Raw genomic sequence first — 14,708 nt, 5'->3', positions numbered from 1 at the left:
CTTTTGCCATCGACGCACTGTCATCAATGCAAACGAGTAACCTGCACCGATACAGTGCATTTAAACGGAGAATATTTATGACCCTTTCAATAACGCAAAGAGCAACTATAGATAACGTTGAAGAAACAAACGGAGCCTTGCAACAAGCACGCTCGCTAGTCCTTCCTAGCCACGATGAAATGTTAAAACGAGCGCCCTCGGTTCAACGCTTTTGGGACAGCAACCGCTTATTACTAAAGAGCGCATGGCAGGAATGGGGTGAGCAAAACGAGCAATTAGCTGAGTGGGTAACAGAAAACTTGATAAGTGAACCGCTTCGCAATGCTGTTACGCTAGCTTGGGAAGACCCAGCTAAAGAACAAGCTGTAGCAAATTTATGGGAAGAGGTTCTGCCAGGTGTATATCAGGCACAGCTATTTGATGTTGAAAAACTTCATCTTCTGCGCGCTTATTTAGACGGTGTAGCCGATGCCGGCATACCCCTTCGCCCTCCTTACGGTATTGCGCTAAATCGCAACGGCGGCATGTTGGATGCACGTTCTGAAGGTTACTTGGCCGCACCTGCGTTCCAAACGTTTTATAACCTAATTATGGACAAGTACATGCGCCCTATTTCACGTATGCTATTTCCTGAAGTAATGGGGTTCGATAGCCAGACGTTCGGGTTTTCAATTCAATATCAGGAAGGCATGGATACATCGCTTAGACCGCACACTGACGCGTCGGCAGCGACAATGAATATCAACCTCAATGTGCCAGGGGAAACCTTTAAAGGGTCGGAAGTTGACTTCTTTAATCAGGAAACGGGCAAGGTAACACGTACAGTGTTTGCACCAGGTGTTGCTATGCTGCACAGAGGCAGTGTACCTCACGCCGCCCAGCCAATTACTGGTGGCAGCAGAACTAACATGGTGCTATGGCTTTATGGCGATAGTATGCAAATTCCGCGGGGCGTTTTACCAACGTCAAAAGCTGATGCTAAATCGAGATGGACGGTTCCCAACGCGCCAAAAGATAGTTTTGCGCCTTTCTAATATACAAAAGCCGAGTTATTAGATAACTCGGCTTTCTTTTTCATCTTAGTGCTATTACTCACTCAATGGTACATCTAGATAGATGTATTTAAGTGCGTCACACTTTATTCACTAATTGTTTTACCCAGCATACGCTTTAACGTACCGTCCTTATCAATGATGTGATGCTTAAGCGCGCCAGTAATGTGTAGCGATAAAGCGACAATTACCGTGTATCCTAAATAGAAGTGAATCGCTCCACCCAGCTTAGACAGTTCGTAATTGATAGGCAGTGTTTTTTCTGGGTCTTCTACACTAAAGTTTTGGGCAAACACTTCCACCCCGAATACGGATAAGCCGTGCCCTCCGAGTACCGAGGCCATTAAACCTGATATAGGCATCATTAATGTTGCAATAATCAGAACCCAGTGCACCACTGTGGCTAACTTGTGTTCAATGGGTTTGTAGTTAGCAGCTGCACTGGGCCAGCCGTTCTTCATACGCCATATTACGCGGGCTAACGCGACAAATAAGATGATAAAACCAATGGCCTTGTGCCATGGATAAAGCGCATAAACACCATTTTCTGACATGTAAATGCCGGTAGCGAGTAACCCGATAATGGTTAACCCCACCAGCCAGTGTAAAAATACGGTTGTCGTAGCAAATTTGTTGTGGCTATCGTACTGCATGCTTTCCTCACTTTTTGTCCATGTTAAGAACTACATTATTCGTCTAACGTATCTCAACATTTTATAATCCCTCACACATTGTGAGGGATTACTAATAAGGTTTAAAGCAATTTGTAGGCCTATTTTTCACTAGCAAAGGTGTTTGAAGTCTTGTCTATTTAATCAGAGCGTAAAATAGAGAAGCTAATTTTACAGCGCATCAAAAACGTTAATGCGCCGCGATGATGACGTCTAATTCGGCAATTAACATTTTAATATGAGAAGGATCATTAGCAAACGGATGTGGTGCTGCAAAGGTATTATGGTCATTATCAAAGTAATCTCCTGCAACATCGGCAAACCGGTCAGAGAAAGCGGCATCCATAAAAATTTGTGCGCCAAGCTTCAGGTCGCCCCCAGCAATACCGTAAGCGCTTTTCACCATTTTGCTGCCCAAAAGCGACTTCGGATTTACCGATACCATTTTAGGGCCATTATTTTTGTATTTACTGCCCAAGTTCATGGTCCACATGGTAATCGCTAGCTTGCTTTGCGCGTAGGCAGCACCATCTGAGAGCTGAACTTCACCACGTAACGCGCTCCAATTAATAGGAGCCTGTGCAGCCGATGACACATTTATCACTCTACTTTGTGCGTCCATTACATCGATTAACCCTAAAGTGATCATATAAGGCGCTATGGTGTTAACCATAAATCTGGCATCTAGCCCTGTGTTTGTAACAGGGTTTTCCATTGTAAATACGCCGGCATTGTTTATTAATACATCTAGATGTTTGTTTTTGGCTTTTACTGCAATTACGAGTTGCCTTACATCATCGAACGAAGATAAATCGGCTTGAACAGTATCAAACGTACTTCCTGGAAATTGAGCCTCTAGCGCACCTTTTATATTCTCCAGTTTCGCGTTATTTCTACCATGTAAAATTACGTTGTGACCTTCTTTGCCCAACATCTTTACCGTTTCTAGACCAATGCCGTCAGTGGCACCTGTAATCAATACTGTTTTCATTATTGCTCTCTACCCGTTAATTTTATTAAAAAGTTATGGCTCAATCTTTCTTTTAATTAATTGCCTAACATTAAGTTATCAATAATGCCTAAACTAGATAAGCGCAGGTTTCGTTAAAGCAGTTTCAAGGTAATCTATATAATAAACAGCTTACATTTTCATCGTGTTTAAAATGCTTATATCAGCAATAGATTATTTATAAAAACCATCTAGCCAGCGCGCTAAATAACACTTAGACTGCGAAGATAAAAATAAAAACGACAGGTATTGCGCCAGTGCGCTAGGCACGCGGTGCTCGACATCACTTTTATGTTTTTCCAATACGCACCAATGAACGAAAAGGTCTGGGTATTGGCCAATTGCTACAAACATAAGTGATGAGGTACTTTTCATTTTAGTAACAAGGGTTCTCAGTTTAATGTCACAACAAAAAGTAGGTTTAGTGGGCTGGCGCGGTATGGTTGGCTCAGTTTTAATGCAGCGAATGCAAGAAGAGCAAGATTTCGCGCACATTGAGCCCACCTTTTTTACCACCTCTCAAAAGGGTATTGCAGCGCCAAACTTTGCTGGCAAAGATGCAGGTGTTTTAGAAGATGCGCACGACATCGAGGCGCTATCAAAACAAGATATTATTATTACCTGTCAGGGCGGTGACTATACGAAAGCCGTTTATGATGACCTTCGTGCAACAGGCTGGAACGGCTATTGGATTGACGCAGCGTCAGCCCTTCGCATGAAAGATGATGCGGTCATTGTACTAGACCCAGTAAACCGTAAAGAAATTGATAGTGGTATTGAAAAAGGTATTCGCACCTACGTGGGTGGAAACTGTACCGTTTCCCTTATGCTGCTTGCGCTAGGAGGTCTATTTGAAAAAGACCTTGTTGAGTGGGCATCACCAATGACTTACCAAGCGGCTTCAGGCTCAGGTGCTAAGCATATGCGTGAACTTATTAGCCAAATGGGCGCTATTCACAGCAATGTAAAAGATAAAGTAGAAGATCCGGCTACCGCAATTTTAGATATCGATCAGCAAGTGTCCGAGTTTATACGAAGCGCAGATTACCCAAGTGAGCAATTCGGCGTTCCTCTTGCAGGAAGCCTGATCCCGTATATCGACTCACAACTACCTTCAGGTCAAAGCCGTGAAGAGTGGAAAGCCCAAGCCGAAGCAAACAAAATTCTAGGCATAAAAGGCGGCGAAGTACCTATCGACGGTATTTGCGTACGCGTAGGTGCCATGCGCTGTCACAGCCAAGCGATTACGCTTAAATTGAAGAAAGATCTGCCAGTTAGCGAGATTGAAGAAATCTTAGCGAAACACAATGACTGGGTAAAAGTCGTGCCTGATGATCGTGAAGTGACTATGCAGGAACTCACGCCAGCCAAGGTAACCGGTACGCTATCTATTCCAGTAGGTCGTATCCGCAAGCTTAACATGGGCCCTGAGTATATCTCAGCGTTCACCGTTGGCGATCAGCTTTTATGGGGCGCTGCAGAGCCGCTTCGCAGAATGCTGCGTATTGTCCTTGAGCAAAACTAAAACTTAATTTTACTCAGTAAAACCTAAAACGCCTTACCATTAACTGGTAAGGCGTTTTTTATTTCTAGTATTCCTCGCAATGTACGTAAAACATTAGAAAAGAGTATGATGCTAGTTAACTAACTCAGACCAAACAGCAAGTTCATTGCCGCCAGGCTCTACAAAATGAAAACGGCACCCACCGGGAAAATCAAATAAGGATTTGGTAATCATACCGCCCGCGCTTTCTACGTTAAGCTGAGCTTTAGCAATGTCAGCGGCATAAAGTACTAACAAGGGCGCCCCGCTCTCTGCTTTTGAAACCCGTTCCGCTGCGAATATCCCACCATCCAAACCGGCATTGCTAAACGCGCTGTATTCATTACCGTAGTCAGTAAAGCACCAGCCGAACGCAGATTCAAAAAACGTTTTAGATGCGTTTAAGTTTAATGACCCAAACTCAACGTAGTTGAGTTTAATACTCTCATTCATTTTCTCTTCTCCCTGAAATGTTGTTGTACCTTCGAATAGTTTAGACTTATTGACTAAGTTATAAACTACCTTAATCGTTTAATATAAAAGCTGCATTCGTATGGGAGGCGCCTGACTTTGACCCGTTTTTTTTGTTCTAAATTATTATGTGTGTTTGCAATAAGTTTTGCTGCGTTTCATGTTCACGCTTCGATAGCTGACCGGGTTAACGAAATCAGTCGGCAAGTAGAAACTGTCTCGCCCACGCCAATAGGCGCTGCAATTGATGAGTTAGAAACGCTTTTGCTATCAGATACATTGATAGTAGACGAAAAAAGAACGGTCGCCGCTTTATACGCTCGCTACCAATTGTTAATCCATCAGCGACCGAATGACAATATTTTACGCGAATTAAAAGAGCTAGAAGATAAATCCAGAGATGGCCTCATTATCGCAGCAGGAATAGCGAGAATGTATGGCATAAGTGCAGACTACACAGAAGCTTACAAACGTTTTGACGCGTTAATTTCTACGCCATCCCTTCCCGCTGATGTCAAAGCCTATGCCCTAATCTACCAAATTCTTACTTACAGTGAGGGGCAGGTTTTTGCTCCTAATGCAGAGCTTATTAATACGGTTAATGATTTGCTTGTCACTCATGATCTTTCTTACCTCAGGCCTCTCTACGATTCTATCGTGGCAGATTACTATCAGTCGGTAAGTGCTTACGAGCTTGCCTTGCGCTATTACGAGAAGTCACTAGCTGGCGCGCAAGCGGCCAACCAACGAATTTTAGAAAGCGACAACCTTTATGCCATTGGTATTTTATACCGAAATTTAGGTGATTATGATAACGCTATTGGCTACTTCGAACGCGCCGTTGAGCACGATAAAAATATTGATATTAACTATTCAGAATTTTTAGCAACCTACGGGATAGCAACCACTTACTATCGTGCTGGAAAATTAAAAGCTGCAATAGCGCTATCTGAAAAAGTAATAGCCCACCCCCTTTCTTCATCTTTTTACAATAGTGAAATTTATCGTTTGAAAGCAGAAGCACATCTTACTTTAGGTGAGTTAGATGAGGCCTATCAATCGTTAGCACTTGCACGCGAACTTTATGATGAAAATCGGGAGGATGAACAAACGACATGGCGTGCGCAGTTAGACAAAACTGCGGCTTATATCACCGCAGCAAAAGGTGATTATAAACTAGCGTTCGAACAGTTTGAGGTGTTTCACGAAGCATATTTACAAGCGAAAAAGTACGAAGATTTAGAACTAATTGAAAGCGCTAACTTGGTCCAACAAATTACCCAAGAAAAAGAGAGAGCGAACTTACTTGAGAATGAGAACAAAGCTTTTGAAGAAGCGTTAAAGTTGAAAAACGAAGCGCAACAGACACAAGAGTTATTCTCAATGCTACTTTCTGTGTTGGTCGCATTAACGATGGTTACCATTGTAATCATTTTAATTCTGCTAAAAAAATCAAAACAGGCGAATGCACTGTACTCGACTGCAAAAGACAAAGCCGAACTACACAGCCGCATCAAGTCAGAATTTATATCAAATATTAGCCATGAGATCCGCACGCCTCTGAATGCCATAATTGGCTTTGGTCAAACCGTAGCTAAACGTTCATCTGATTTAGAAACGAAAGATTTAACAAAGAAAATCGTCACTGCATCGGAAATGCTTCTACAGCTTATTAATGACCTATTGGACTTTTCGAAAATAGAAGCCGGCAAACTAACGTTAGCGATAGGACCGCATCACGTAAAATCGAGTATTAGTGCATTAATTGACATTTTTTCTGACCAAGCGCAGCGCAAAGCTCTGAACCTAGTGCTAAATGTTGATGAAAACCTCAAAAATGAGCTGATGTTCGATGAACTCAGATTTAAGCAAATTATGGCTAATTTGCTCAGTAACGCCATCAAGTTTTCTAAAGATGGTATCGTCGAGATAGGTGTTCGCGTTACTGAGGCTTGCGATAGTCATTGCACCCTTCATTGCTGGGTCAAGGACAACGGTATTGGCATATCTAAAGAAAACCAGGCAAAGCTGTTTACGCCTTTTACGCAAGCGGAAAGTTCTATCGCACGAAAATACGGCGGTACAGGATTGGGGCTTAATATTACCAACAACCTGCTTAAATTAATGGGCTCTTCTTTAACCGTAGAAAGCGAACTTGGCAAGGGAACCACATTTTCATTTGACGTAAACTTTGCTTTAGCCGCAGACGAAGACAGTATGCCTCCTGCAGCTAATGAGGAGGATTCTCACTGTTTATTGGCTGGAAAGCGGGTGTTATTAGCCGAGGACAATGATATTAATGTAGAGGTAATGAAGGCGTTATTGGAAGAGTTTAAATTGGATCTGCATTATGCGTCTAACGGACAAGAGGCCATTGATGCAATGGCAAAACAAGAATTCGACTTAGTTCTTATGGATGTCCAGATGCCGCAGGTGGACGGCATAAGCGCGACACGACACATCCGCCAAATCCTTAAGAAAAATACGCCGATCGTGGCGTTGACTGCAAATGCAATGCAGCAGGATATCGACGAATGCCTAGCCGCAGGCATGAATGCTCACGTTGGTAAACCGGTTGATAAAGTGCACTTGGTGAATACACTTCAAAAATTCCTTTTACACAATTAATCGCTATTAATTTTGCTGCACAAAAATAAATAGCTAATCAGTTTTTTGCAGACGGTAAGTTTTACTGATGCTTTTCAGTAGGTAGCAAAGCGCCTGCCGACATACACGGGCTTCCTTTTTGTTTTTGCTCATTCTGTTTAACTAGTTCAACAACATGGCTATTTACTGGTGTAGCAATATGATGTTTATTGCCTAACCTAACTATCTCTCCGTTTAAGTAATCTATTTCAGTACGCCTTCCTAGTACCAAATCTTCATACATGGAGGAGCGTGCTTCGGGGTCGATTTTAAGCGTCGATGCAGCAATCGCCTTGAACAAAAAGTTAGGCAGCTTCATAATTTTTGGCATCAGCTTGGGAATGACCTTACCGGTTCTTGCTGGAGTAATTCCTTCCGCTTCTAATACCCTCAATGCTTCAGACAATACTTTAGCCATAACCAACCTGTATTGCCTATCCCCTAGTTGAGATTTAAGCGGTATACCAGACAATGCATTGACCGCGTTATTCAAGTTCATAATGAGCTTGCCATACTGCACCGCTGCCATATCTCTATAAACCGTCACCGGCAAGGAAGCGTTCTCAAGTGCCTTCACCAACTCGGCACAGTGATTATTGGGGTCTTCTATGGCGATGTTTCCTTCTGTACCACAATGGAAGTGTCCTTTTCCTTTGTAAAAAACGTTGAATGGCACCATGCCCGCAATAATAACCTGTGTTAAATGTTGTCGTAATAAGTCAGTGTTACCCACACCGTTTTGCAGACTAATAACAAGCGCGTTAGGCTTTGCACACTGGTTAATGATGCTGGCAGCACTCTTGGTATCTTGGCTTTTAACACAAAGTAGAATGATCTCTGCATTAGCTAAGCTATCGTTATTTAATGAAAAATTGACGTGGTGAGCGTCGGTCATTTGATTGCGGCCCTGCCAGTCAGTCACTTTCAAGCCATTTTCTACGATGTCGTTGTGTAATCGCTGGCGCCCAACAAGCGTAAGCATATTTGAACTGTTGAATGCACGGCCGGACGCCAACAAACAACCTGCAACATAACAACCAATACTACCCGCGCCTAACACCACGATATTCATTGATGCTTTTCCTATCATGTCTAACTTTTTGCTATTTCTTCAGACTGCTTCGTAACGATCGAAATGTAAACATAAAAATCACACACAAATAACAAAAAACGTTTTGTATCAGATATTTCCTATTAATGTGATTCAATCTTTCAATTTTCTCCTAAGACGTGATCTCCTTACAATTAGACCAAGTAGTCAAATTATATATGGTCAAATAGAGGTCATCATGTTCGGTCAACAACTCGCGTCAACTAATGCTCGTAACGCTGAAAATTCTGCCAAAAGCAAAGTTGCTTTGGTTGCAGAAGGTGGCGGTCAACGCGGTATTTTCACAGCAGGTGTACTTGATACATGGTTAGATGCTGGGCATGACCCCTTCGATATCCTTATTGGCACATCGGCAGGCTCGCAAAACTTAACAAGCTTTGTTGCACGTCAAAAAGGCTATGCAAAACGTCTTATTCGAGGCTTAACACGACACAAGCGTTTCTTTCAGATGGGCCGCGGTTTGATGGGCAAGCATATTGTCGATTTAGACTGGTATTTCGACAAAACCCAAGAAGCGAACCGTTTACTTGATCTTGAGACTGCGAAGGCTAATGTTGCGGACAGAGAAATTTTATTTACCGCCACAAATTCCAGAGACAGACAGGCGTACTTTCTCGACCCGATGAAAAGTACTCACAATTGGGTCGATCTTATCAAGGCTTCGAGCGCCCTCCCCTTACTTTACAAACAAGGCGTTCCGCTTCACACTGAAATTGAAGCCAAGCAAGCTGCCAATACAGATTTTTACTTAGATGGTGGTTTAGCCGCGCCTTTGCCCGTAACAGAAGCTTATAACCGGGGCGCTACAAAAATCGTGGTGATTAGAACCGTTGATAAAGGTTTTCAAGCTCAATCACCTTGGCTACAAAAGTTAAGCGCAGTAATGTGTGCAACGGGAACCTGCCCAAAAACTATCGACTATTTACTGCAGCACGAACATGCGTATCAAAAAGAATTGGCGTTTATAGAAAATCCACCTGAAGGCGTTGAGGTAATTCAAATTTTTGCTTCAGATAAGCTACAAAGTAAGCTTTTAGGTAGCACCGACGCGCAGCTTCGCCATGACTACAAACTGGGATTAATGGCGGGGTCTTCATTTTTGAAAAAGATTGAAATACCTTCAATCGCTTATGGCAGAAACATACGCTCTACATCGCCAAAGGCGATGCGTCCTATACAACCCAAGCCTGCTAGGCAAGTTGCTGCATCAATAGGTCTTAGCGCCTAAAAAACGGTTACAAAGGTTTTCAACACGATCAATGCAGTAAAATAATAAAAAGCCAGCTATGCTCCGGCCATAGCTGGCTTTGCGTTGTGAAATTACGAGTTACTAGTCAAACATGTAAGATACTGTTGCGCCGAAAGTTCTTGGCTGACTTGGGTAAGCATTGAAGCTGCCAGCCTGTATGGGCGGTGGAAATGCTGACAAATAGTATTCATCATTGTTTAAATTCCTCACCCATAGTTGAACACTAATTCCGTTAGTAAAGGTTAATCCTGCACTGGCATTTAGCATATTAACTTCACGAGTGAGTTCAGGTGGAACATTCTCTACAAGTTGTGTCTCACTCTCATGTAGATAATCACTTCGAATAAAGCCAGTAGTGCCATTTTCGAATTCTAAGTGATAAGTGAGGCCTGCAACGAAGCTTCGTTCATGTATGCCTGCGGGCTGCGTACCTGAAAGATCGATTGGCCCATTCACGCCATTTGCACCAACAAAAGAGTCGTAAACTGGGTCTAAAATTGTCCCAGCAAAGCTAAATACTAAATTCTCTGTTACATCTAGAGTTGAATCAAATTCAAGACCCTGCGTTGACTGTTTCCCGGCGTTCGCCAACACGTACCCCGTACCTACAAATGTACTCGATTGAAAGCCTTCGATTGTTTGGTCGAACAGCGTGACGTTAAATGCTCCCCGTTTGAACCTTGCTTTTACCCCCAATTCATAAACCGTTGACTCTTCCGGCCCAGCATAGCGGGTTCCATACGTCTGATTAACACGCGCCAAATTGCCAGATTCCAGTGCCGATTGGTCAGAAGCAAACGGCCGTGTGTCGCGGGAAAGGTTCCATGAAGAGGCTTTGAAGCCTGTAGCAGCAGTAGCGAATACATTAAAGTTTTGATTAATCTCGTATGCGATACGCGCACTCCATGTCACTTTATCATCGTTAGTATTACCGTCTTCTACAGTATTAGGAAAAACGAGTTGCGGAGGCAAAAACTGAACGCCTTGAAGCGTGGGAATAAAACCAGCTAAAGCCGGTACCGCTGTTGATAACGGCACACCGAAAACTGTGGGATCATTTATGATGTCGATAGAGGACAACACTTCGTTATTGTTTTGTTCTACTGATACGTCTTTCTCGTCTTCTGTGTAACTGACGCCCACTGTTGTAGTGAGCCTATCTGAAATATGATAATCAAGATTAAAGAACACAGATAATGCATCATTTTTTTGTAGAAACTCGCTGTTCACGAACTGGTTTTCATTAAAAAAAGTGCCCGCCGGCTGACCATACAAAGGTTCAAACGCGCCAAGAAATCCATCTGGGAAAACTGCATCAAATGGCAACGGTGTGGGTAACGAAGCGAGTGCTTGTGCAACCCCCGAATTCAACAGTACGTCGAAATAAGACCGAATGTTTTGTCCGTAGAATAAGGTATCACCTGTGTCTACCTCTTCTGAGAAGTAGAACATCCCGAACATCCAATCCAATGTATTTTCACCAAGGGAAGTAAGACGAAGTTCCTGAGTGAAGGTATCTATCTCTGTGTGCCCTTCCTCTGACAAAATATCGAGCGATGTATAATCTACATCCGCGAAATAGTCAGATTTATTGTTTCTGTAAGCGGTGATAGAGGTTAACGCGAATGTATCAAAATCAACGTCGATTTGCAGAGAGACTCCGCCATCTTCTACCGTATTACTGGGATTAAAATTCAGCGCAGATTTAAAAGCAAAGGGATCATCAGTCTCTAACACGGTACCGCCTAATGCACGTACGACAGCCGTTGTAGGTCCATTAATAACGTCCGCGACAGTGCAACAGCGTTCGTCTATCTCACTATAGTCAGCAATAAATCTAAACTTAACGTCGGTGCTAGGTTCGTATAAAGCCTGCCCTCTGATATTCCACCTATCACGATTATTTAGCGTATCTACACCATCAACAACGCTTTCAGTATAACCATCACGTTTGTTCACTCCACCAGACAAACTAAATGCAAGCTCATCGGTTATACCATTTGTATAGTACCCTTTTAGCAATCGCTGATCATAATTGCCTACTCCTAGCGTCAATTTACCCTCTTCGGTAAAAGAGGGTCCTTGCGTTCGTACACTTATTACCCCAGCCGATGCGTTTTTCCCAAAGAGTGTGCTTTGCGGGCCACTTAATACTTCAACCTGCTGGACGCGCGGTAAGTCACCAATTTGTGCGGCGGCTCTTGAACGGTATACACCGTCAATAAAAACCCCAACAGAAGGTTCAATTCCCGTGTTGTTCGCACCATTGCCAAAACCGCGAATCGAGAAATTGGTATTTGCTGAACGTTGTAAAGGGTTCACTCTTAATGTTGGCACTAACGCCTGTAAATCCTGAATATCTAGTACTTGAGTTTGCTCGATAGCTTCTCCGCTAGTAACAGACACAGCGATAGGCGTTTCCTGAAGCCCCGTACTTCGCTTAGAAGCGGTGATTAGTATTTGTTCATACAACTCGTCTTCAGCTTGTTCGTTAATTTCCTGCGACATAGCGGCGTGGCAATGCAAGCCTAAGCACAACGCAATTAATTTAGTAGTGCGGTTTAAGTTAAAGCGGGCGGGTAAGCGTTTACTCATCTTTTACGATTCTCTTGCTAATTATTGTTGTAAAGAGCCTTTGCTTGCGCGGCGAATTCAACATGGCTCAAAATTTAGTCGTAATTACAATAACTACGCATCATTCGAAATGTAAACAGAATGTATATAACATGATAATAAGAGTGATGACGGGTAAAACGGTTACAATTTAGTCTAAAGCAAGAAAACAGAGGGATGTAGAGGAACCAAGTAGGAATTAAAAGGTGATATTTAATATTTTAATATATTGAAATCATTGAAATCGATTAGGTAACGCCGATTTCGTTAAAGAAAGTGAATATTGCTAAATGTTTACCTTCGTTTTTCGGCTTACTAACATCAACAATAAAAATACAAGTAATTGATTAAATCAGACTTTTTATCAACCAACTTGACAGAAGGTATTAAAAAAATTATAAAGCGCGTTTTTAGTATAAAGCGAAGTCAAACATGTCAGAATTATCAACACCTGTAAAACAAACTGAAGCACACAAACTTATTGAAGGTTTATTGAAATCTAGCGATCCAACTGCCGAGCTAGATAAAATTTCTGAAGAGTACAATATCGCAAATTGGGGCCAAACTAATGCTGTTTCTGCCGACCTTTACGATGCCGTACGCGACTTACTTGGCAAAGGCGTAGTGACAGGTAACGACCTTGTTGCAGGAAAAGACACCATGGATCCAATTGTACATAAAGTACAGGAAGAAACAGAAAAGCTTATCGCCAATCCAAGCGAAGCAGACGCTGACCGTGTACAAACCTTTGTACTTGGCTTCCTACGCACTTTCGTGAGCCAACTACTTCACCCGGGTACAAAGAAAGCGATTTACGCGAAAAAGCTTCCTGACCTAATAAAAGTTTACCAGCAGGTTGCTAAGTAATCAGCGCTAATTTATACGCACAAAAAAACCGGCCTAAAGCCGGTTTTTTGTATTTGGCGGAGAGAGAGGGATTCGAACCCTCGATACGCTATAAACGTATACACACTTTCCAGGCGTGCGCCTTCAGCCACTCAGCCATCTCTCCAAATTTTGTATCAAGAAGATTTCAACTACGAAAACCTTTGAGCGCGCGTATAGTAGGTAAAGCCGCGCGCTTAATCAAGAACTTGCTGGAAAATATTCAACAAGTGCTTATAAAACGTGCGCTTATAGCCCGCCTTTCGCTTTTAACTCGGCTGAGAAGTTAAGCATGCGATCAAGTGGAATAAGTGCACCTTTACGCAATTCATCATCAACAAAGATTTCGTGCCCATCAGTTTCGCCTGTTAAAGAGGCCTTAATCGCTTCTAAGCCGTTCATTGCCATCCAAGGGCAGTGAGCACAGCTTTTACAAGTAGCGCCGTTACCGCCCGTTGGAGCCTCTATAAACGTCTTCTCTGGCGTAAGCTGTTGCATCTTGTAAAAGATGCCTTTGTCAGTGGCAACAATGAAGGTGTCGTTACCCATGGTTTGCGATGCTTTTATCAATTGACTGGTTGAGCCAACTGCATCCGCCATCTCTACCACGCTGGCTGGTGATTCAGGGTGAACCAGTACTGCAGCGTTAGGGTATAGCGCCTTCATGTCTGCAAGCTTCTGCGCAGAGAACTCATCGTGAACAATACACTCGCCCTGCCACATTAGCATGTCGGCACCGGTTTGCTTGGCAATGTAAGAGCCTAAGTGTCTGTCAGGGCCCCAAATGATCTTTTTGCCCTGGCTGTCTAAGTGCTCAACGATTTCAAGCGCGATGCTTGAGGTCACTACCCAATCAGCGCGCGCTTTCACAGCGGCCGAAGTATTAGCGTAAACCACAACGGTGTGGTCAGGGTGCTGATCACAAAACTCGCTGAACTCTTTTACCGGGCAACCAATATCAAGCGAACAGGTCGCTTCAAGGGTAGGCATTAGTACGGTTTTTTCAGGGCTAAGAATTTTTGCCGTTTCACCCATGAAGCGAACGCCAGCAACAATTAATGTTTGCTCTTCTACATCTCTACCAAATCGCGCCATTTCTAAAGAGTCAGCTACACAACCGCCAGTTTCTTCAGCAAGCGCCTGAATTTCATGGTCGGTGTAATAGTGTGCGACAAGCACAGCGTTGCGAGCCTTTAGTAAGGCTTTGATCTCTGCCTTTAACTCAGCTTTACGTGCTTCTGATAATGGCTGTGGTTTTGCTGGGAACGGGTACTCTACCTGATCCACTCGAAATGCTACTGACATTAACCTACATCTCTGTTGCGACAAGGGTGCGGATTATACCCAACTGTCATAAAAATTACATACTACCTATTCAACATAAGCGTAATTAAATAGTCGTATTTGTACTTACCTTTCTACTACATGGGGTTAAGTTAACCAGATCAAAGTAAAAAT

Annotated in this window: 11 protein-coding genes and 1 tRNA gene; 5 read left to right on the top strand and 7 right to left on the bottom strand. The window is 43.0% G+C overall.

The window, feature by feature from the left end:
- Positions 1-77: 77 nt before the first annotated feature.
- The gene (locus ACXAER_RS14995) at positions 78-1,034 is read left to right on the top strand and encodes a 2OG-Fe(II) oxygenase family protein (protein WP_474830661.1); all 957 of its coding nucleotides are present in this window, start codon (positions 78-80) and stop codon (positions 1,032-1,034) included.
- 104 nt (positions 1,035-1,138) lie between these two features.
- On the opposite strand, the gene ACXAER_RS14990 is transcribed toward ACXAER_RS14995, so the two are convergent.
- Entirely contained in the window at positions 1,139-1,705 is a 567-nt protein-coding gene (locus tag ACXAER_RS14990; RefSeq protein ID WP_474830659.1) for a cytochrome b, read from the bottom strand.
- A gap of 208 nt (positions 1,706-1,913) precedes the next feature.
- The gene (locus ACXAER_RS14985) at positions 1,914-2,717 is read right to left on the bottom strand and encodes an SDR family NAD(P)-dependent oxidoreductase (RefSeq protein WP_474831274.1); all 804 of its coding nucleotides are present in this window, start codon (positions 2,715-2,717) and stop codon (positions 1,914-1,916) included.
- A gap of 415 nt (positions 2,718-3,132) precedes the next feature.
- Between ACXAER_RS14985 and asd the strand changes: the two genes are divergently transcribed.
- Complete coding sequence (gene asd, locus ACXAER_RS14980) at positions 3,133-4,257, top strand: aspartate-semialdehyde dehydrogenase (protein WP_474830657.1); 1,125 nt, start codon at positions 3,133-3,135, stop codon at positions 4,255-4,257.
- A gap of 111 nt (positions 4,258-4,368) precedes the next feature.
- Here asd and ACXAER_RS14975 read toward each other — a convergent pair whose 3' ends face one another.
- Positions 4,369-4,728, bottom strand: coding sequence for a VOC family protein (locus tag ACXAER_RS14975; protein ID WP_474830655.1), 360 nt, complete (start codon positions 4,726-4,728; stop codon positions 4,369-4,371).
- A 150-nt stretch (positions 4,729-4,878) separates the two neighbouring features.
- Here ACXAER_RS14975 and ACXAER_RS14970 point away from each other — a divergent pair, with 150 nt between their 5' ends.
- The gene (locus ACXAER_RS14970; protein WP_474830653.1) at positions 4,879-7,374 is read left to right on the top strand and encodes a hybrid sensor histidine kinase/response regulator; all 2,496 of its coding nucleotides are present in this window, start codon (positions 4,879-4,881) and stop codon (positions 7,372-7,374) included.
- Positions 7,375-7,435: 61 nt separating this feature from the next.
- Here the strand turns inward: ACXAER_RS14970 and ACXAER_RS14965 are convergent, their stop codons facing one another.
- Positions 7,436-8,464: a 2-dehydropantoate 2-reductase gene (locus tag ACXAER_RS14965; protein WP_474830651.1), complete on the bottom strand. Its 1,029-nt coding sequence runs from the start codon at positions 8,462-8,464 to the stop codon at positions 7,436-7,438.
- Between the two features lie 217 nt (positions 8,465-8,681).
- Between ACXAER_RS14965 and ACXAER_RS14960 the strand changes: the two genes are divergently transcribed.
- Positions 8,682-9,731 carry a patatin-like phospholipase family protein gene (locus tag ACXAER_RS14960; protein ID WP_474830649.1) on the top strand — a complete coding sequence of 350 codons (1,050 nt, stop codon included), beginning with the start codon at positions 8,682-8,684 and terminating at the stop codon, positions 9,729-9,731.
- Positions 9,732-9,833: 102 nt separating this feature from the next.
- Here ACXAER_RS14960 and ACXAER_RS14955 read toward each other — a convergent pair whose 3' ends face one another.
- Positions 9,834-12,347: a TonB-dependent receptor gene (locus tag ACXAER_RS14955; protein WP_474830647.1), complete on the bottom strand. Its 2,514-nt coding sequence runs from the start codon at positions 12,345-12,347 to the stop codon at positions 9,834-9,836.
- A gap of 450 nt (positions 12,348-12,797) precedes the next feature.
- Here ACXAER_RS14955 and ACXAER_RS14950 point away from each other — a divergent pair, with 450 nt between their 5' ends.
- Positions 12,798-13,232: a hypothetical protein gene (locus tag ACXAER_RS14950; protein WP_474830645.1), complete on the top strand. Its 435-nt coding sequence runs from the start codon at positions 12,798-12,800 to the stop codon at positions 13,230-13,232.
- A 54-nt stretch (positions 13,233-13,286) separates the two neighbouring features.
- On the opposite strand, the gene ACXAER_RS14945 is transcribed toward ACXAER_RS14950, so the two are convergent.
- Positions 13,287-13,377, bottom strand: a tRNA-Ser gene (locus ACXAER_RS14945).
- A 122-nt stretch (positions 13,378-13,499) separates the two neighbouring features.
- Positions 13,500-14,555, bottom strand: coding sequence for a quinolinate synthase NadA (gene nadA / locus ACXAER_RS14940; RefSeq protein ID WP_474830643.1), 1,056 nt, complete (start codon positions 14,553-14,555; stop codon positions 13,500-13,502).
- Between the last annotated feature and the right edge of the window lie 153 nt (positions 14,556-14,708).

The organism is Alteromonas sp. AWJ4_199 (genome assembly GCF_056159165.1).
Note: the sequence above shows the minus strand (reverse complement) of the source record. Positions and strands in the feature narration are given on the sequence as shown.

Bases quoted from the DNA above. Each gene is read 5' to 3' on its own strand.
- ACXAER_RS14960 (WP_474830649.1), top strand. From the start codon at position 8,682: ATGTTCGGTCAACAACTCGCGTCAACTAATGCTCGTAACGCTGAAAAT.
- nadA (WP_474830643.1), bottom strand. From the start codon at position 14,555: ATGTCAGTAGCATTTCGAGTGGATCAGGTAGAGTACCCGTTCCCAGCA.
- ACXAER_RS14955 (WP_474830647.1), bottom strand. From the start codon at position 12,347: ATGAGTAAACGCTTACCCGCCCGCTTTAACTTAAACCGCACTACTAAA.
- ACXAER_RS14950 (WP_474830645.1), top strand. From the start codon at position 12,798: ATGTCAGAATTATCAACACCTGTAAAACAAACTGAAGCACACAAACTT.
- ACXAER_RS14965 (WP_474830651.1), bottom strand. From the start codon at position 8,464: ATGAATATCGTGGTGTTAGGCGCGGGTAGTATTGGTTGTTATGTTGCA.
- ACXAER_RS14995 (WP_474830661.1), top strand. From the start codon at position 78: ATGACCCTTTCAATAACGCAAAGAGCAACTATAGATAACGTTGAAGAA.
- ACXAER_RS14975 (WP_474830655.1), bottom strand. From the start codon at position 4,728: ATGAATGAGAGTATTAAACTCAACTACGTTGAGTTTGGGTCATTAAAC.
- ACXAER_RS14990 (WP_474830659.1), bottom strand. From the start codon at position 1,705: ATGCAGTACGATAGCCACAACAAATTTGCTACGACAACCGTATTTTTA.
- asd (WP_474830657.1), top strand. From the start codon at position 3,133: ATGTCACAACAAAAAGTAGGTTTAGTGGGCTGGCGCGGTATGGTTGGC.